This window comes from Escherichia sp. 10290, from assembly GCF_030295155.1.
GTDB lineage: Bacteria > Pseudomonadota > Gammaproteobacteria > Enterobacterales > Enterobacteriaceae > Escherichia > Escherichia coli_F.
Window position 1 is genome coordinate 1660234 of the sequence record NZ_AP025741.1, and the last position, 16812, is coordinate 1677045.

Genomic DNA, 16812 nt, shown 5'->3' on the forward strand with positions numbered 1-16812 from the left:
TTCTGGGCACCATTGCGGTGCCCAATAAGTTTGCCCTTTCGTCTTCAAACTCTATTTTTGCGCCGATTCTTTGCTGTCAGTTTTCGTTTCTTGTTCATCGTTATCGCTGAAAATACCATGACCGGAGTTCAACAACATTGAAACGAGCATATCATTATTAATCTCTTCACCATTTAAAACTCGTGCCAGAATTTCGCTGCCAAACAGTTGCGGCGAGAGAATGATATCCGGATGTACCATCTTAATCTTATTCAGGTTTTTGCTATCACTGACGGCGAGAACTGTTTTGACATCACTGCTCATATCTTTTGCCGATAGTACAACAAACGCGTTATCAGCATCGTTATCACTCAGCGCCAGAATGGCCCGGCATCGATCGATTCCTGCTTTCTTTAATACTGAACTGTCATTACTGTCACCGGGGATAACATCAGCGTTATCACCTAAGCGTTGCTCAAGTTGCTTGATATCATCTTCAGGCAAGTTGCTGATAACCGTTACATTTTGTCCGCGTTGATTCAGTTGCAGAATCGTATTGATGGCGAGAATCGAATGCCCGCAAACAATAAAATGATCTTTACGATGCATTGTATGATTTTTTCCTTTTACAAGTTTGTTGAATCCCCCGCGGATAAGCGGACCAAAAATTGAAGTCATGGAGGTGGCAAAAACGGTAATGCCGGAAATAATGACCGAAATAGTGAACAATCGTGCTGATTCAGAAACAGGGACAATATCGCCATAGCCGACGGTTGACATGGTTTCTATCGAAAAATAGAACGCGGTCATCAAACTTTCTATTCGCGGATTAAAACCTTCGCTTAAATAAAGCGCACCGTAGGTGGAGTAAAACAGTAACGTCGTGAAACTAATAAATGCGAAAATTGTCCCGGCTGCGGCGCTACTGTGGGAGAAGTCTTTGCGCAGTATCAGCAAAAACACCAGCGTAAAAATGCAAAATCCAATACTAAATTTCAGCCAGGGATAAAAATGCAGGGTGTAAATTAGCGCTATCAACAACAAAATGATACTGATTGCCCATGCGAGCTTTGCCCGGAACAGTAAGCCAATGGAGTTCAGGACAAGAAAGACGCCGAGCATAAAGAGTGGGGCATTTGCCAGCAAGGAGAGATCTAACTCTGAAAAGGCTTTGATATGGAAAATATCAAGCAAATTGACCGACATACCATAGATTGTTTTAAAAATAAGCAATCCATTTAAAAAGACGGCCAGCGCGAGAATGTCGTGCCGTAGGGTCACCCATAAATTTGTTGCTGTTTGTTTGAATGTAGTCCAGTGACTCACTGATACCTCTGTAACCACAATTTTGTTTAATTATCTCAACGTGCACATTTTCTGAACATACATGCAGCACGTGAATGTGTTAAACAATAGTAGATGACTTTATCTGAAGTAATCAAAGGTTTTGAGTGAGCAACTCTGCGTCAGGAAAGGGCATTTTTCCTGAATATGCTCACATCATATAAAGAAATACAGATAAAGTTATTATCTGCTTGTGGGGGTGAATGCACTGACAGACCTATAAGGAAAGGCCAAACTAGAACACGGTTGCTAAAACCGTGCCCTTAAATATTGAATCTCTATTCAGAACACTTTCTTAAATGGTTTCACTGAAACGTGTTCATAGACTCCTGCCGCCACGTACGGGTCAGCATCGGCCCAGGCCTGAGCTGCTTCCAGCGATTCAAATTCAGCAATAACGGTTGAGCCAGTAAATCCCGCAGCCCCTGGATCGTTACTGTCTACTGCTGGCATTGGACCGGCGGTCAACAATCGACCTTCATCATGCAGTAACTGTAAACGTGCTAAATGTGCCGGACGAACGGAAAGGCGTTTTTCGAGGCTATCAGCTTTGTCTTGAGCGTAAATAACATACAACACGGGCACAACTCCTTGTTCGGGAAAGTTGTAAAGTACGTTATTTGAAAGGGCGAAGATCTGCAACGGAAAGATGATGTCTTTGTTAAGACCATGCATAAAGTAAGGTCAATTACGCCAAAAATGACATTTTCACTGATCCTGATCGTCTTGCCTTATTGAATATGATTGCTATTTGCATTTAAAATCGAGGCCTGGTTTTTCTGCTGAAATGATTATGACTTCAATGACCCTTGATTTACCTCGCCGCTTCCCCTGGCCGACGTTACTTTCGGTCTGCATTCATGGTGCTGTTGTGGCGGGTCTGCTCTATACCTCGGTACATCAGGTTATTGAACTACCTGCGCCTGCGCAGCCAATTTCTGTCACGATGGTTGCGCCTGCGGATCTCGAACCGCCACAAGCCGTTCAGCCGCCACCGGAGCCGGTGGTAGAGCCAGAACCGGAACCTGAGCCGATCCCTGAACCGCCAAAAGAAGCACCGGTGGTCATTGAAAAGCCTAAGCCGAAACCTAAGCCAAAACCGAAGCCGGTGAAAAAGGTACAGGAGCAGCCAAAACGCGATGTCAAACCCGTAGAGTCGCGTCCGGCATCACCGTTTGAAAATACGGCACCCGCGCGCCCGACATCAAGTACGGCGACGGCTGCAACCAGCAAGCCGGTTACAAGTGTGGCTTCAGGACCACGCGCATTAAGTCGCAATCAGCCGCAGTATCCGGCACGAGCACAGGCATTGCGCATTGAAGGGCAGGTTAAAGTTAAATTTGATGTCACGCCGGATGGTCGCGTGGATAACGTGCAAATCCTCTCAGCCAAGCCTGCGAACATGTTTGAGCGTGAGGTGAAAAATGCGATGCGCAGATGGCGTTATGAGCCGGGTAAGCCAGGCAGTGGGATTGTGGTGAATATCCTGTTTAAAATTAACGGCACCACCGAAATTCAGTAAGCAGAAAGTCAAAAGCCTCCGACCGGAGGCTTTTGACTATTACTCAACAGGTAAGGCGCGAGGTTTTCCTTCAGGATCAACCGCGACATACTTAAATAATGCTTCTGTCGCTTTATAGCGTTGCCCGATGGGTTCAGACGCGACTTTTTTCACCCACACTTCAATATTAATGCTGACCGATGTCGTCCCTTTCTGGACACAGCGTGCATAGCAGCACACCACATCGCCGACCGCAACCGGTCGTAAGAAAGTCATTCCTTCAACCCGCACGGTCACTACGCGACCGTGCGCAATTTCTTTCGCCAGAATAGCGCCGCCAATATCCATTTGTGACATTAACCAACCACCAAAGATGTCACCATTGGCATTGGTATCGGCGGGCATGGCTAAAGTACGTAAAACAAGATCGCCCTGAGGGACGTTATGTGTTGTAGACATGGTAAAACCGACTTAAAAGGAAAATCACAGGCGCGATGCTACTATGATTTTCCTGAGGAGAACAGAGGAGATACAGTGCCAGCCCCGAAGGACTGGCAGTCTGGTTAGGATTTATCTTCCTGCGGCATGTGGCGGTAGATATAGATACCGCTTAACAATGTGAAGATTAAGGTAAGAGCGGTCAGGCCAAACACTTTAAAGTTGACCCAAATATTTTGCGGCAGCCAGAATGCGATGTAGATGTTTGCCAGACCGCAAAGGATAAAGAAAACAGCCCAGGCCAGATTCAGCTTCGACCATACCGGTTGCGGCAGCGTGAGTTCTTTACCCAGCATCCGCTGAATTAGCGGCTTTTTCATCACCCATTGGCTGACTAACAGGGCACCTGCAAACAGGGCATAAATGACAGTAACCTTCCATTTAATAAACTCATCATTGTGGAAGAACAGCGTCAAGCCACCGAAGACGACCACCAGAACAAAAGTGATCAGGGCCATCTTCTCAACCTTACGAAAGCGAACCCAGCTATATATAAGCACAATCGCCGTGGCGACGATCAGCGCCGCAGTAGCCGCATAGATGTCATAAATCTTGTAAAACGCGAAAAAGACAACCAGCGGTAAAAAATCAAGAAACTGCTTCATTTTACGATTCCGTAATCAAATGCTTAAGGTTATTGGCGAATCAACATATACAGGCGGAACAGATAGATGAGCAGTACGGCTGAAATCATGTTGCTCAAAGTGTTCGCCAGTACGGCACCAATTTCCGGGGTTAATGCGGCAAAAGAAGAGGCAAAAAGTAGCAATAGTGTTTTTGCCAGCAACCAGCTCAGTACTGCGGGTGCCACCAGACGCATATTCGCCCATGTCAGCCGCATACTGCTACGCATCGAGGCAAAAATGCCCATTTTGTCCTGTACCAACATCACCGGTGCCAGAGCCAGTAAAATGGCCATGATAATTCCCGGAACGACCACCAGCATGATGCCAATCTGTACTAAAAGGGTAGTCAGAAAAATCAGAATAAATAACTTTGGCAATATCGGCGCACTGGCACCAATAGCTCGAAGCGCACTGACTCTCTGACCCGCAGACACCAGTTGGATAATTAATATTACGCCTCCGGCGAGAATGGCGTTACCGATTAATCCTGAAAAAGTGGACGCCGCTGAAGCCTGCAGCAAAATTTGTTGCTGTTCAGGTGACATATTCTGAACCAGGTCGAACAACCCACTACTGCCGCTAACGGGCACGCCGTCATTGAGCTGTGCAAGCTGTGCATCACTGGGTGAGAAAACATGCCCTAACACCACTGTGATAAACGCACATAGCAACGATACCAACAGAATGGTCATAAATTGATTACGGAAGAAATTTCCGGTGTCACGGTATACGGACTGCGCCGTGATAGACATGCACTCTCCTTGAGTTTTATGCAGGTGTTAATTAGCGGGCAATTGTACCCTGGTTAAGCCTCGGGTGGCAGCATCAGGTCTTGTATGGAAAAGCATATCTTTGTAAAGCGGAGGTAATTGCGGGTCTAAGCTATGGGCAAACCGCAGCAAGTGGCGAGCGAGTTAATGTTTGCGTAGTGAAATATATAGGAATTGATTTAAATCACATTAACCAGGATTCACAGTGCAACTTCTAAATTAATCCAGATCAATAAAGGGTGAATTATCATATATAATGTGATCTGTGTAGGATCATTTGTTACTCCAATGTGGGTATATTCGTCACGTTTTTATAACCATAACGACGGAGCGGATATGAAAAAGTTAACAGTGGCGGCTTTGGCAGTAACAACTCTTCTCTCTGGCAGTGCCTTTGCGCATGAAGCAGGCGAATTTTTTATGCGTGCAGGTTCTGCAACTGTACGTCCAACAGAAGGTGCTGGTGGTACATTAGGAAGTCTGGGTGGATTTAGCGTAACCAATAACACTCAACTGGGCCTGACGTTTACTTATATGGCGACCGACAATATTGGTGTGGAATTACTGGCAGCTACGCCGTTCCGCCATAAAATCGGTACCCGGGCGACCGGTGATATTGCAACCGTTCATCATCTGCCGCCAACACTGATGGCGCAGTGGTATTTTGGTGATGCCAGCAGCAAATTCCGTCCTTACGTTGGGGCAGGTATTAACTACACCACCTTCTTTGATAATGGATTTAACGATCATGGCAAAGAGGCGGGGCTTTCCGATCTCAGTCTGAAAGATTCCTGGGGAGCTGCCGGGCAGGTGGGGGTTGATTATCTGATTAACCGTGACTGGTTGGTGAATATGTCAGTGTGGTACATGGATATTGACACCACCGCCAATTATAAACTGGGCGGTGCACAGCAACACGATAGCGTACGCCTCGATCCGTGGGTGTTTATGTTCTCAGCAGGATATCGTTTTTAATTCCGCATAAAAACGACCCCGTAATATACGGGGTCAATAAGGACATGGTATAAAGGGTATTATTTCTTCGCTTCTACGCCATCAGTTTCAGAGCGTATTAAAAATTTCTCAGTTGTTTGCGGAATATGCTGAATCAGCCACTCGGCCATTTCTTTTTCCTCATTTAAAATCGCTTCGATGGTTGGAATTGAAGCTGTATCACCGGCATTTTTTGCTGCTGCTAATAGTGAGGTGTAACAGGCGATTTCAAATTGCTCGAAGACATATCCGCTAATAGAGCCTTTGACTATTTCATCAGAAGGGAATATACCACCGATTGACTGCCCAAGTGCAGCCATTTTACTCATAGAATCTTTAATGACTGAGCGTGAAATGTCATTACGATCAAGAATAGTTTCCAGTTGTACAATCTGGTTTTTGGTTTCACTAACATGTTGTTCAATACGAGCGCGTAGCTCAGGATAATTATCTATGCGGCTGGCCATGGATTCAAGCATAGATTCTGCTTGCTTTTCCATTGCGTGGGCGTCACGTAACCAGTCATGATAATGTTCAATACGATTCATGAAAATGTCCTCTTTATAAAATGACTAAAAGTTAAAGTTCATATTTCAGGCTTTATTTTCTGCTTTCTTATTTACGTTATTAAGGGCCAGATCAGTCAATTTGATGTCGGTGGCCTTTTCTTCTTCCAGGGTTTCTTTCAGAAGCTTCGCTGCTTTACGATAACCTAATTGTTCAGCCAGCGTCGCTAAGGTCCCGTAACTGGCGATCTCATAGTGCTCGACTTTCTGTGCCGCGGCAATCAGTGCGGCATCACGCACTTCGTTTTTCTCGGTGCTTTCGATGACCTCATTAGCTTCTTCAATGAGACCTTCCATTGCCACACATTTCATGCGCTTAATTTTCAGATTCGGTTCAGATTCCACAACTTGATCAATACGTTCAATCTGTCCATGAGTTTCCTCGAGGTGCGCATGAAAAGCCTGACTTAATTTTTCGTTTGATGTTGCTCTGGCGAGTTTTGCCAGTGCCCGTGTTAATTGTTTTTCTGCACTGTAGGTGTCTGAAAGCAGGTGAATAAATACATCTTCAATGGACTTCATATTCATATTTTTACTCCAGTGAAATCACTGCGAGCCATACGGCCCGCAGAGGCAATTATCTTTATCAACGTCAGCTGATATTAATAATTAACGGCGGATCAGGATTTTCCTGATTTATTTCCACCGCTGTGCTGACCGCCTTTTTTACCCGCTTCGGATGCGCGTTGCGGATCATTTTTAAAATTACCGCCGCTGTGTTGACCGCCTTTACGGCCTGCGTCGGATGCCTTCTCACGATCTTCGGCGAAATTTCCTGAACCACCACGATGTTCGGCCATGTTATTTCTCCCGTTGCGTTGCATTGTTTCATTAATATGAGTGTTGTGTGTCGACACTCATTAAAATTAGTCGGTAATGAGAATTAGTCAAATTGAGCAAAGTGAGAAGGAATGTGAAAAATATATTTTGAAAAAGAGTTTCGATATATTCATAAATACCCAAGAAATAAGTGGGTTAGAGAAAATTATTGATTTTAGTAGTGTTTTGTTGCGGGATTAATTTGTTTGATTATATTACTTTTGGGCGGAAAAATGACGTAAGTTAACGTACGTCAGGGGTAAGCGAAACGGTAAAAAGATAAATAATAAATGAATTTAGGATTTTTCCTGCTTCATTAAAGATAGTTAAAATGCCGCCAGCGGAACTGGCGGCTGTGGGATTAACTGCGCGTCGCTGCTTTCATCGGTTGTACAAAAGCTTTCAGTACCGCCAGCATTTTCTCTGGCTCATTAATATGTTGCTCGATGATTTTAACAATTGCCGAACCAGAAATCGCGCCCGCCGCTCCTGCATCAATCGCTGCTTTTACCTGATCCGGGGCGGAAATACCAAATCCTTGCAATGGAGGCGCAGCGTTGTACTCTTTCAGCTTCGCAACCAGATGATTGAGAGGTAACGCGGCACGGTTTTCAGCTCCGGTCACACCCGCACGCGACAATAAATAGGTGTAACCACGACCGTAAGAGGCAATCTGGCGCAGTAAATCATCATCAGCATTCGGCGGGCAGATGAAGATAGGTGCGACGTTATGGCGCAACGCGGCCTGGCGGAAGGGCGCAGACTCTTCCACGGGCACATCGGCAACCAGCACCGAATCGACGCCGACTTTCTCGCACTCGGCATAAAACTCATCAATGCCTTTGTTAAACACCAGGTTGGCATACATCAAAAGGCCGATCGGAATGGTCGGGTACTTCTGGCGAATGAGTGCCAGCATCTCAAAGCAGTGCGCCGGGGTCACACCTGCCGCAAAGGCACGCAGTGTGGCGTTTTGAATCGTCGGGCCATCTGCCAGTGGGTCGGAGAAGGGGATACCTAACTCCAGCGCGTCAGCACCGGCTTCAATTAACGTATCGATAATTTTCAGCGACTGCTCAATGCCCGGATCACCGAGGGTGACGAAAGGAACGAATGCGCCTTCTTTGCGCTCCTTCAGTTGGGCAAACAGAGATTCGTAGCGTTCCATCAGATTTCCCCTCGTGCTTTCAAAATATCGTGAACGGTGAAGATGTCTTTATCGCCGCGACCGGAAAGGTTAACCACCAGTAGCTGCTCTTTTTCCGGGTTTTCGCGCATCATTTTCAGCGCATGGGCCAGCGCATGTGAGGATTCCAGCGCCGGGATAATCCCTTCGTGCAGGCACAGCGTTTTGAAGGCCTCCAGAGCTTCATCATCGGTGATTGACACATAATCAGCGCGTCCAATGCTGTTGAGATAAGCGTGTTGCGGGCCGACTGACGGGAAATCCAGTCCGGCAGAAATCGAGTAAGATTCTTCAATCTGCCCGTCTTCGGTTTGCATCATTGGCGCTTTCATACCGAAATAGATGCCCACGCGACCATGTTTTAACGGTGCGCCGTGCTCGCCAGTTTCGATACCGTGACCACCAGGCTCCACGCCGATCAGCCCGACGTCGGTTTCGTTGATGAAATCAGCAAACATGCCGATGGCATTCGAACCGCCGCCAACACAAGCAATAACGGCATCCGGCAGACGACCTTCTCTTTCCAGAATCTGCGCTTTCGTTTCTTCGCCAATCATCCGCTGAAACTCACGCACAATGGTCGGGTAAGGATGCGGGCCAGCTGCAGTGCCCAGCATATAGTGCGCGGTTTCATAACTGCCGGACCAGTCGCGTAGCGCCTCATTACAGGCATCTTTCAGCGTCGCGGAACCGCTATGCACCGGGATCACTTCCGCACCCATCAAACGCATACGAAAAACGTTAGGCGACTGGCGTTCAACGTCTTTGGCACCCATATAAATACGGCATTTCAGGCCGAGCAGGGCGCTTGCAAGCGCAGAAGCCACGCCATGCTGACCTGCACCGGTTTCGGCAATGATTTCGGTTTTACCCATCCGCTTCGCCAGCAAAGCCTGGCCCAGAACCTGGTTAGTTTTATGCGCGCCGCCGTGCAGTAAATCTTCACGCTTCAGATACAGTGTGGTGTTCGTCCCGGCTGTAATGTTCTGACATTTGGTCAGCGCGGTTGGGCGCCCGGCATAGTTTTTCAGCAGGTCGTTGAACTGGGCCTGAAATTCAGGATCTTTTTGCGCGCTGACAAAAGCTTCTTCCAGCTGGCGCAGAGCAGGCATCAGGATTTGTGGCACGTACATGCCGCCAAACTCACCAAAATACGGGTTAAGTAATGTTGTCATTGTTCCTTTCCTTAATATGCGCGCAGCGTCTGGAAAACCGAGGCCAAAAGACGTGCGTCTTTGATGCCCGGTTGCGACTCTACAGCAGAATTAAAATCAAGCCCGGCGCAGCCGGTTTGTGCCGCTTCCACGCAGTTATCTGCGCCTAAGCCACCCGCCAGCAGAACGTTGCCAAGAGATTGACCGTTTAACAGTGACCAGTCGAAACGTTGTCCGCTCCCGCCCTGACCATTGTCGAATACATATTTATCGATGTGCTGAAAATCGCGCGCGGGAAGAGTTTCACCGACACTTAAAGCCTTCCAGATGGCGACGTTTGCTGGCAGAGCCTCACGCAGCGTATCGATATACAGCTGATCTTCATTACCATGCAGTTGCACTGCCGCCAGCGATAACACCTTAGCTTTGTCCACCACATCGGCAATATCGTGATTGCGGAACACGCCAACGTATTGCAACGGTGCCGCAGCCATCACTTCCTGCGCCTCTTCAATGCTGACGCAACGCGGTGACGTTGTAACAAATATCAATCCACCGTAAATCGCACCCGCGTCATAGGCTGCTTTAGCATCTTCCCCACGCGTCAGACCACATACTTTATTCTCACCCAGCAACACCCGGCGCACGGCGGCGTTCAAATCGTCATGGGCCATCAACGCCGAACCAATTAAAAAGCCGTTAGCGAAGTGGCTTAACTCACGCACCTGGCCGTAAGTATTAATGCCGGATTCGCTGATCACCGTCACGTTGTGCCCCAGTTTCGGCGCAAGCTCGCGGGTACGGTTAAGATCAATCGACAAATCACGCAGATCACGGTTGTTGATACCAACGACTTTTGCTCCCAATGTAATGGCGCGCTCCAGCTCCTCTTCATTACTGACTTCGGTCAGCACGCCCATCTCCAGACTGTGGGCTACAGCAGCGAGCTGGCGATACTGATCGTCGTCCAGCACCGACAGCATTAATAAACAGGCATCGGCCTGGTAATAGCGCGCCAGATAGATCTGGTAAGGGTCGATAATAAAGTCTTTACACAAAATCGGCTGCGGGGCGATTTGGCTGACGATGGGGAGGAAATCAAAGCTCCCCTGAAAATATTTCTCATCAGTCAGCACCGAAATTGCCGAAGCGTAATGTTTATAAATGGCGGCAATGCGTGCCGGATCGAAATCATCACGGATCACGCCTTTTGACGGCGACGCTTTTTTGCATTCCAGAATAAACGCCGTGCGTGCGCCTTGCAGTGCATCATAAAAATGTCGCGTGCTCGGCTGAACCTCATTCTGAAAACTGGCCAGCGGTTGCTGCTGTTTGCGGGCTTCTACCCAAATCGCCTTGTCTGCGACGATTTTCGCTAAAACGGTTTGCATCATTTACCCTCGTGCCGCCAGTGCGGTGACTCTGTCGTAAGCGGAACCACTGCGCAGTACCTCAAGAACGGTTTGCGCATTGGTTTGCAGATCTTCCTGGCCATGCAGGCGCATTAACATGGCGACATTCGCCGCGACAGCTGCTTCATGGGCGGCGTCGCCTTTACCTTGTAACAAGCGTGTTAAAATGTCACGGTTTTCTTCCGGTGTTCCGCCTGCCAGTTGCTCCTGATGGTAGGGAGTCAGGCCAAAATCTTCAGCGGTCAACTGATAGCTCTTAATTTCGCCGTCATGCAGTTCGGCAACGATTGTCGGCGCGTGTAATGAAACTTCATCCATCCCGCCGCTGTGCACCACCGCCGCGCGTTGATACCCCAGCACGCGCAAGGTTTCGGCAATCGGCAGCACCAGTTCCGGACTATAAACACCAATTAACGCCAGCGGAGGATGCGCCGGGTTAATCAATGGCCCCAGCACATTGAACAGGGTGCGGGTTTTCAGTTGCTGGCGAACCGGCATCGCATGGCGAAATCCGGTGTGATATTTCGGCGCAAAGAGGAAACAGACGCCTAACTCATCCAGCGCCTGGCGCGATTTATCGGCGTTCATATCAAGATTAATACCGAATGCCGCCAGCAGATCCGACGAGCCGGATTTACTGGAGACGCTGCGGTTACCGTGTTTCGCCACTTTCAGCCCACAGGCCGCGGCGACAAACGCACTGGCGGTAGAAATATTGATACTGTTGCTGCCGTCACCGCCGGTGCCGACGATATCGGCAAACAGATAATCAGGGCGTGGGAACGGCGCAGCATTTTCCAGAAGGGCAGTTGCTGCCCCGGCGATTTCGTTCGGGTGCTCGCCGCGAATTTTCATGCTGACCAATGCAGCCGCCAGTTGTTCCGGTTTCAGCTCGCCACGCACCACCGCTGAAAACAGCTGGTGGCTTTCTTGTTGGCTAAGCGTCTGCGCCTGATACAGTTTTTCCAGAATTGGTTGCAGTGTGTTGGTCGGCTCCAGCTTCTGTTGCGCCCAGGCCAGCGTTTGTTCCAGCAGGCGAGCGCCCTGGGTGGTGAGAATGGATTCCGGATGGAACTGGAATCCACAAACGCGATCCGCATCATGACGCACCGCCATCACCATGCCGTTAAAATGGGCATTGATGGTTAAACCTGCCGGAATGTTACTGCCAACCAACGAGTGATAACGCGCTACCGGCAATGGGTTTGTTAATCCGGCAAACATCGCCTGACCGTCATGTTCAATGCTCGACGCTTTACCGTGAAGAATTTCTCCCGCCTGACCGACATAGCCCCCGTAAGCTTCGACAATCGCCTGATGTCCGAGGCAAATGCCAATAATTGGCAGCTTGCCACGCAAACGGGTGAGGAGTTCCGGCATACAACCCGCTTCACTCGGCACTCCGGGGCCAGGAGAAAGCATCAGCACCGGATTGCTCATGGTCGCAAGACGTTCAATTAAGGTTTGCGCCGGAATATGGTTGCGGTAAATCACCACGTTATGCCCATTGCTGCGCAACTGATCTGCCAGGTTATAAGTAAAAGAGTCGATATTATCGAGCAGCAGAATGTCAGCCATCAGAAAGTCTCCTGTGCATGATGCGCGGTGGCGATAGCGCGCAGTACAGCGCGGGCTTTATTACGGGTTTCGTCGGCTTCCGACTGCGGAACAGAATCAAGGACTACGCCAGCACCGGCTTGCACGGTGGCGATACCGTTTTCCACCAGCGCCGAACGGATGACAATGCAGGTGTCGAGATCGCCATGTGCGGTGAAATAACCTACCGCACCGCCGTAGCTGCCGCGTCGACGACCTTCCGCTTCGGCAATTAACTGCATGGCGCGCACTTTCGGGGCACCGCTTAACGTGCCCATATTCATACAGGCGCGGTAAGCGTGCAGGGCGTCAAGATCGTGGCGCAGCTCACCGACAACGCGGGAGACGAGATGCATCACGTAAGAGTAACGGTCAACTTTGGTCAGGTCGGCAACGTAGCGGCTGCCAGGAGTGCAAATGCGCGCAAGGTCATTACGGGCGAGATCCACCAGCATCAGATGTTCAGAAAGCTCTTTATGGTCGGTACGCATCTCCAGTTCAATGCGGCTGTCCAGGTCTCTGTCCAGTGAACCATCGGCGCGACGTCCTCGTGGGCGTGTTCCGGCAATCGGGTAGATCTCAATCTGGCGGCTGGAGGCGTCATACTTGAGCGAACTTTCCGGCGACGCGCCGAACAGGGTGAAATCATTATCCTGCATAAAAAACATGTACGGGCTGGGATTACTCTTTTTCAGCACGTAATAGGCCGCCAGCGATGACGGGCAGGGCAGTGAGAAACGGCGAGATGGTACGACCTGGAAAATTTCTCCGGCGCGAATCGCTTTTTGCAACGAACGCACTACGCCACCGAACTCTTCATCGCTCTGATTACATTCACAATGCATATGCGGCACGGAAACTACCGGCAGCGGCGGCGCGGTTTCGGTCAGTTGCTGGCGAAGTTCGTTCAGGCGAGCAGTGAGACGTTGTTTTTCTTCTTCATTGGGAGCAAAAAGACTGGCCTGAATACGGGTACTTTTTTTCTGATGATCGATAACCATCAGCGTTTCAGCGAGATAAAAACAGAAATCAGGGCAGTTATTTTCCGCTGACAATTGCGGTAAATCTTCAAACCCCGCCACAAGGTCATAAGAGAACAGGCCGCCGAAGAACATTGCTTCTCGTTCTTCCTTCGGTACATTCAACAGATTCTGCAATAAGCGAAAAGCGTCAAAAACCGAAAGAGAGCATAAGCGGGCGTCTTCATCCAGCAATGGACTGACAGGAGGGAAGCGCAGCACGCGGCAGTTTGGTGATTGTTCATTTTCCACACCCGCAGGCAGGGCGTTATCCAGTAATGCCAGCAGAGCTTCGCCATTGCCGGAAAGTGCCTGAATAGTGACAGTGTCACCTAATGCTGTAATGCGCAGCGCACTGTCCACCAGCAGCAGGCTTTTTAAATCATCTTTGCTGTCGATATCTGCGGATTCAAGCAGCAGCGTTGCCGGACGATCCCCACACAACTGATGAAAAAGCGCGGTCGGATTATCGCGATAAGCACCTTCGCAGGTTAACAGTTCGAGAGTCGGTTTTTGTGTTTGCATTGTTATTCTCTAATTTTGTTCAAAAAAAAGCCCGCTCATTAGGCGGGCTGGGTATCTGATTGCTTTACGCATGGTGAATACACTGCCCGTTTCAGGAAGTGCGCCACCAACCTTTCAGTACGAAAATCGCTTTCATTGTCGATACCCTTTTTACGTGAACTTGCGTACTAGTTAACTAGTCCGGTGATTAATTGTCAACAGCTCATTTCAGAATATTTGCCAGAACCGTTATGATGTCGGCGCAAAAACATTATCCAAAACGGGAGTGCGCCTTGAGCGACACGAATTACGCAGTGATTTATGACCTGCACAGCCATACCACAGCTTCCGATGGCTGCCTGACGCCAGAAGCATTGGTGCACCGTGCAGTCGAGATGCGCGTCGGCACCCTGGCGATCACCGACCATGACACCACAGCGGCAATCGCGCCAGCAAGAGAAGAAATTTCACGTTCAGGACTGGCACTGAATCTTATTCCTGGCGTGGAAATATCCACCGTCTGGGAAAATCATGAAATTCATATTGTCGGGCTGAATATTGATATTGCACATTCGGCAATGAGTGAGTTCCTCGCGCAGCAGACAGAACGGCGCAATCAGCGGGCGAAGTTAATTGCCGAAAGACTTGAAAAAGCGCAAATACCTGGGGCGCTGGAAGGCGCGCAACGACTGGCGCAGGGCGGTGCGGTGACGCGCGGTCATTTTGCGCGTTTCTTGGTTGAATGTGGCAAAGCCAGTTCAATAGCGGATGTCTTTAAAAAATATCTGGCACGCGGGAAAACCGGATACGTTCCGCCACAGTGGTGTACAATAGAACAAGCTATTGATGTCATTCATCATTCTGGCGGTAAGGCAGTGCTTGCTCATCCTGGGCGGTACAATCTTAGTGCTAAATGGCTGAAAAGATTGGTTGCGCATTTTGCCGAACACCACGGCGACGCGATGGAAGTCGCGCAGTGCCAGCAATCGCCCAATGAACGCACCCAACTGGCGACGCTTGCCCGCCAGCACCATTTATGGGCATCACAAGGATCTGATTTTCATCAGCCATGCCCGTGGATCGAACTGGGTCGTAAACTCTGGCTGCCCGCAGGCGTTGAAGGCGTCTGGCAGCTATGGGAACAGCCGCAGAACACCACAGAGAGGGAATTATGAGCCAGTTTTTTTATATTCATCCTGATAACCCGCAGCAACGTCTGATCAACCAGGCGGTGGAGATCGTGCGTAAAGGCGGGGTGATTGTTTATCCAACTGATTCCGGCTATGCGCTCGGCTGTAAAATTGAAGATAAAAACGCCATGGAGCGTATTTGTCGTATTCGCCAGCTGCCGGACGGTCACAACTTTACCCTGATGTGTCGCGATCTTTCTGAACTCTCGACCTATTCATTTGTCGATAACGTTGCGTTTCGTTTGATGAAAAACAATACGCCGGGTAACTACACTTTCATCCTGAAGGGGACGAAGGAAGTGCCACGCCGTCTGTTGCAGGAAAAACGCAAAACCATCGGTATGCGTGTGCCTTCTAACCCGATTGCGCAGGCGTTGCTTGAAGCATTGGGCGAACCGATGCTTTCCACATCACTGATGCTACCTGGCAGCGAATTTACCGAGTCTGACCCGGAAGAAATTAAAGACCGTCTGGAAAAACAGGTGGATTTGATTATTCACGGCGGCTATCTCGGGCAGAAACCGACAACGGTTATTGATCTCACCGATGATACGCCAGTCGTATTGCGTGAAGGTGTAGGTGATGTGAAGCCTTTTTTATAAGTGATTAACTCTGTATACTACGCGGCCTTAAAATGGCGCTCTACTGCGCCATTGATTCTCCTGTTCGACGCCTGGGAAGGCGACACCAAAAGGAAGCTCTATGAGCGAAAAGCTACAGAAAGTGCTGGCGCGTGCCGGCCACGGTTCTCGCCGTGAAATCGAATCTATTATTGAAGCCGGTCGTGTGAGTGTTGATGGCAAAATTGCTAAACTCGGCGATCGTGTTGAAATTACCCCTGGATTGAAAATCCGTATCGATGGTCACCTGATTTCGGTACGTGAGTCCGCTGAACAAATTTGTCGCGTTCTGGCCTATTACAAACCGGAAGGTGAGTTGTGTACCCGTAACGATCCGGAAGGGCGTCCAACGGTATTTGACCGTCTGCCAAAACTGCGCGGTGCACGCTGGATTGCCGTAGGTCGTCTGGACGTTAACACCTGCGGTCTCCTGCTGTTTACCACCGACGGTGAACTGGCAAACCGTCTAATGCATCCAAGCCGTGAAGTTGAACGTGAATATGCCGTGCGTGTATTTGGTCAGGTTGACGACGCGAAACTGCGTGATTTGAGTCGTGGCGTGCAGCTGGAAGATGGTCCGGCAGCCTTTAAAACCATTAAGTTCAGCGGCGGCGAAGGGATCAACCAGTGGTACAATGTTACTCTGACCGAAGGCCGTAACCGTGAAGTTCGTCGTCTTTGGGAAGCTGTTGGTGTGCAGGTGAGCCGTCTGATCCGCGTGCGTTACGGTGATATCCCACTGCCGAAAGGTCTGCCACGCGGTGGCTGGACTGAGCTGGATCTTGCCCAGACTAACTATCTGCGTGAGCTGGTGGAACTACCGCCAGAAACCAGCTCTAAAGTTGCTGTAGAAAAAGACCGTCGTCGTATGAAGGCGAATCAAATTCGTCGTGCGGTGAAACGTCACAGCCAGGTCAGCGGCGGTCGTCGTTCTGGTGGACGTAATAATAACGGTTAATTTAAGTTAAGTATTAAATAAAGGCCCTGCGGGGCCTTTTCTTCATTTGAAGCATGATAAATAGTCGCAGTATTTTA

Annotated in this window: 19 protein-coding genes, 1 pseudogene and 1 other annotated feature; of the genes and pseudogenes, 5 read left to right on the forward strand and 15 right to left on the reverse strand. The window is 49.3% G+C overall.

The annotated features are described in order from the left end of the window. Window positions 1-51: 51 nt before the first annotated feature. Together kch and QUE74_RS08295 are read right to left on the reverse strand one after the other, a co-directional pair. On the reverse strand, window positions 52-1305 hold the full coding sequence (gene kch, locus QUE74_RS08290) for a voltage-gated potassium channel protein (protein ID WP_001363916.1): 1254 nt from the start codon (window positions 1303-1305) through the stop codon (window positions 52-54). Window positions 1306-1605: 300 nt separating this feature from the next. After that, window positions 1606-1902, reverse strand: coding sequence for a YciI family protein (locus QUE74_RS08295; protein WP_000967595.1), 297 nt, complete (start codon window positions 1900-1902; stop codon window positions 1606-1608). Window positions 1903-2125: 223 nt separating this feature from the next. On the opposite strand from QUE74_RS08295, the gene tonB reads away from it, so the two are divergent. Continuing rightward, entirely contained in the window at window positions 2126-2845 is a 720-nt protein-coding gene (tonB, locus tag QUE74_RS08300) for a TonB system transport protein TonB (RefSeq protein WP_000171276.1), read from the forward strand. A 39-nt stretch (window positions 2846-2884) separates the two neighbouring features. On the opposite strand, the gene yciA is transcribed toward tonB, so the two are convergent. From yciA to QUE74_RS08320, 4 genes and pseudogenes are all read right to left on the reverse strand, one after another. Further along, window positions 2885-3283, reverse strand: a complete 399-nt coding sequence (gene yciA / locus QUE74_RS08305) for an acyl-CoA thioester hydrolase YciA (RefSeq protein ID WP_000108160.1) — start codon at window positions 3281-3283, stop codon at window positions 2885-2887. A gap of 104 nt (window positions 3284-3387) precedes the next feature. Next, the gene (locus QUE74_RS08310) at window positions 3388-3927 is read right to left on the reverse strand and encodes a septation protein A (protein WP_000808667.1); all 540 of its coding nucleotides are present in this window, start codon (window positions 3925-3927) and stop codon (window positions 3388-3390) included. Between the two features lie 29 nt (window positions 3928-3956). Further along, window positions 3957-4700, reverse strand: a complete 744-nt coding sequence (locus QUE74_RS08315) for a YciC family protein (protein ID WP_000028542.1) — start codon at window positions 4698-4700, stop codon at window positions 3957-3959. A 27-nt stretch (window positions 4701-4727) separates the two neighbouring features. Continuing rightward, window positions 4728-4817 (reverse strand): annotated as a pseudogene (locus QUE74_RS08320) (YkgJ family cysteine cluster protein); the annotation flags it as partial. A 237-nt stretch (window positions 4818-5054) separates the two neighbouring features. On the opposite strand from QUE74_RS08320, the gene ompW reads away from it, so the two are divergent. Beyond that, on the forward strand, window positions 5055-5693 hold the full coding sequence (gene ompW / locus QUE74_RS08325; protein ID WP_000737226.1) for an outer membrane protein OmpW: 639 nt from the start codon (window positions 5055-5057) through the stop codon (window positions 5691-5693). Between the two features lie 59 nt (window positions 5694-5752). On the opposite strand, the gene QUE74_RS08330 is transcribed toward ompW, so the two are convergent. The 9 genes from QUE74_RS08330 to trpL form a co-directional block, all read right to left on the reverse strand. Continuing rightward, window positions 5753-6259, reverse strand: coding sequence for a ferritin-like domain-containing protein (locus tag QUE74_RS08330; protein ID WP_001079517.1), 507 nt, complete (start codon window positions 6257-6259; stop codon window positions 5753-5755). 45 nt (window positions 6260-6304) lie between these two features. Next, window positions 6305-6805, reverse strand: a complete 501-nt coding sequence (locus QUE74_RS08335; protein WP_001056439.1) for a YciE/YciF ferroxidase family protein — start codon at window positions 6803-6805, stop codon at window positions 6305-6307. Between the two features lie 92 nt (window positions 6806-6897). Continuing rightward, window positions 6898-7077 (reverse strand): con-10 family general stress protein, encoded by a 180-nt coding sequence (locus QUE74_RS08340; protein WP_000807647.1) that lies wholly within the window; start codon window positions 7075-7077, stop codon window positions 6898-6900. Between the two features lie 380 nt (window positions 7078-7457). Continuing rightward, the gene (trpA, locus tag QUE74_RS08345) at window positions 7458-8264 is read right to left on the reverse strand and encodes a tryptophan synthase subunit alpha (RefSeq protein WP_000443045.1); all 807 of its coding nucleotides are present in this window, start codon (window positions 8262-8264) and stop codon (window positions 7458-7460) included. Then, window positions 8264-9457, reverse strand: coding sequence for a tryptophan synthase subunit beta (gene trpB, locus QUE74_RS08350; RefSeq protein ID WP_000209509.1), 1194 nt, complete (start codon window positions 9455-9457; stop codon window positions 8264-8266). The genes trpA and trpB overlap by 1 nt, the downstream gene beginning before the upstream one ends. 11 nt (window positions 9458-9468) lie before the next feature. After that, window positions 9469-10830 (reverse strand): bifunctional indole-3-glycerol-phosphate synthase TrpC/phosphoribosylanthranilate isomerase TrpF, encoded by a 1362-nt coding sequence (trpCF, locus tag QUE74_RS08355; protein WP_286331932.1) that lies wholly within the window; start codon window positions 10828-10830, stop codon window positions 9469-9471. After that, on the reverse strand, window positions 10831-12426 hold the full coding sequence (gene trpD / locus QUE74_RS08360) for a bifunctional anthranilate synthase glutamate amidotransferase component TrpG/anthranilate phosphoribosyltransferase TrpD (protein WP_000763525.1): 1596 nt from the start codon (window positions 12424-12426) through the stop codon (window positions 10831-10833). Then, complete coding sequence (trpE, locus tag QUE74_RS08365; RefSeq protein WP_001194576.1) at window positions 12426-13988, reverse strand: anthranilate synthase component I; 1563 nt, start codon at window positions 13986-13988, stop codon at window positions 12426-12428. Before trpE ends, trpD begins: the two co-directional genes overlap by 1 nt. A gap of 21 nt (window positions 13989-14009) precedes the next feature. Further along, window positions 14010-14103: a sequence feature (Trp leader region), on the reverse strand. Then, on the reverse strand, window positions 14080-14124 hold the full coding sequence (gene trpL / locus QUE74_RS08370) for a trp operon leader peptide (RefSeq protein WP_001700591.1): 45 nt from the start codon (window positions 14122-14124) through the stop codon (window positions 14080-14082). It overlaps the preceding feature by 24 nt. A gap of 136 nt (window positions 14125-14260) precedes the next feature. Between trpL and rnm the strand changes: the two genes are divergently transcribed. The 3 genes from rnm to rluB all read left to right on the forward strand — a co-directional run bounded on the left by rnm (window position 14261) and on the right by rluB (window position 16735). Next, window positions 14261-15142 (forward strand): RNase RNM, encoded by an 882-nt coding sequence (rnm, locus tag QUE74_RS08375; RefSeq protein WP_001353241.1) that lies wholly within the window; start codon window positions 14261-14263, stop codon window positions 15140-15142. Then, window positions 15139-15759: an L-threonylcarbamoyladenylate synthase gene (locus QUE74_RS08380; protein WP_001353240.1), complete on the forward strand. Its 621-nt coding sequence runs from the start codon at window positions 15139-15141 to the stop codon at window positions 15757-15759. Before rnm ends, QUE74_RS08380 begins: the two co-directional genes overlap by 4 nt. Window positions 15760-15859: 100 nt before the next feature. Then, the gene (gene rluB / locus QUE74_RS08385) at window positions 15860-16735 is read left to right on the forward strand and encodes a 23S rRNA pseudouridine(2605) synthase RluB (protein ID WP_001291206.1); all 876 of its coding nucleotides are present in this window, start codon (window positions 15860-15862) and stop codon (window positions 16733-16735) included. The last annotated feature ends 77 nt before the right edge of the window (window positions 16736-16812 follow it).

Excerpts from the sequence above, each read along its gene's own strand:
- tonB (WP_000171276.1), top strand. The coding sequence starts at position 2,126 with ATGACCCTTGATTTACCTCGCCGCTTCCCCTGGCCGACGTTACTTTCG.
- yciA (WP_000108160.1), bottom strand. The coding sequence starts at position 3,283 with ATGTCTACAACACATAACGTCCCTCAGGGCGATCTTGTTTTACGTACT.
- QUE74_RS08310 (WP_000808667.1), bottom strand. The coding sequence starts at position 3,927 with ATGAAGCAGTTTCTTGATTTTTTACCGCTGGTTGTCTTTTTCGCGTTT.
- QUE74_RS08315 (WP_000028542.1), bottom strand. The coding sequence starts at position 4,700 with ATGTCTATCACGGCGCAGTCCGTATACCGTGACACCGGAAATTTCTTC.
- ompW (WP_000737226.1), top strand. The coding sequence starts at position 5,055 with ATGAAAAAGTTAACAGTGGCGGCTTTGGCAGTAACAACTCTTCTCTCT.
- QUE74_RS08330 (WP_001079517.1), bottom strand. The coding sequence starts at position 6,259 with ATGAATCGTATTGAACATTATCATGACTGGTTACGTGACGCCCACGCA.
- QUE74_RS08335 (WP_001056439.1), bottom strand. The coding sequence starts at position 6,805 with ATGAATATGAAGTCCATTGAAGATGTATTTATTCACCTGCTTTCAGAC.
- QUE74_RS08340 (WP_000807647.1), bottom strand. The coding sequence starts at position 7,077 with ATGGCCGAACATCGTGGTGGTTCAGGAAATTTCGCCGAAGATCGTGAG.
- trpA (WP_000443045.1), bottom strand. The coding sequence starts at position 8,264 with ATGGAACGCTACGAATCTCTGTTTGCCCAACTGAAGGAGCGCAAAGAA.
- trpB (WP_000209509.1), bottom strand. The coding sequence starts at position 9,457 with ATGACAACATTACTTAACCCGTATTTTGGTGAGTTTGGCGGCATGTAC.
- trpCF (WP_286331932.1), bottom strand. The coding sequence starts at position 10,830 with ATGATGCAAACCGTTTTAGCGAAAATCGTCGCAGACAAGGCGATTTGG.
- trpD (WP_000763525.1), bottom strand. The coding sequence starts at position 12,426 with ATGGCTGACATTCTGCTGCTCGATAATATCGACTCTTTTACTTATAAC.
- trpE (WP_001194576.1), bottom strand. The coding sequence starts at position 13,988 with ATGCAAACACAAAAACCGACTCTCGAACTGTTAACCTGCGAAGGTGCT.
- QUE74_RS08380 (WP_001353240.1), top strand. The coding sequence starts at position 15,139 with ATGAGCCAGTTTTTTTATATTCATCCTGATAACCCGCAGCAACGTCTG.
- rluB (WP_001291206.1), top strand. The coding sequence starts at position 15,860 with ATGAGCGAAAAGCTACAGAAAGTGCTGGCGCGTGCCGGCCACGGTTCT.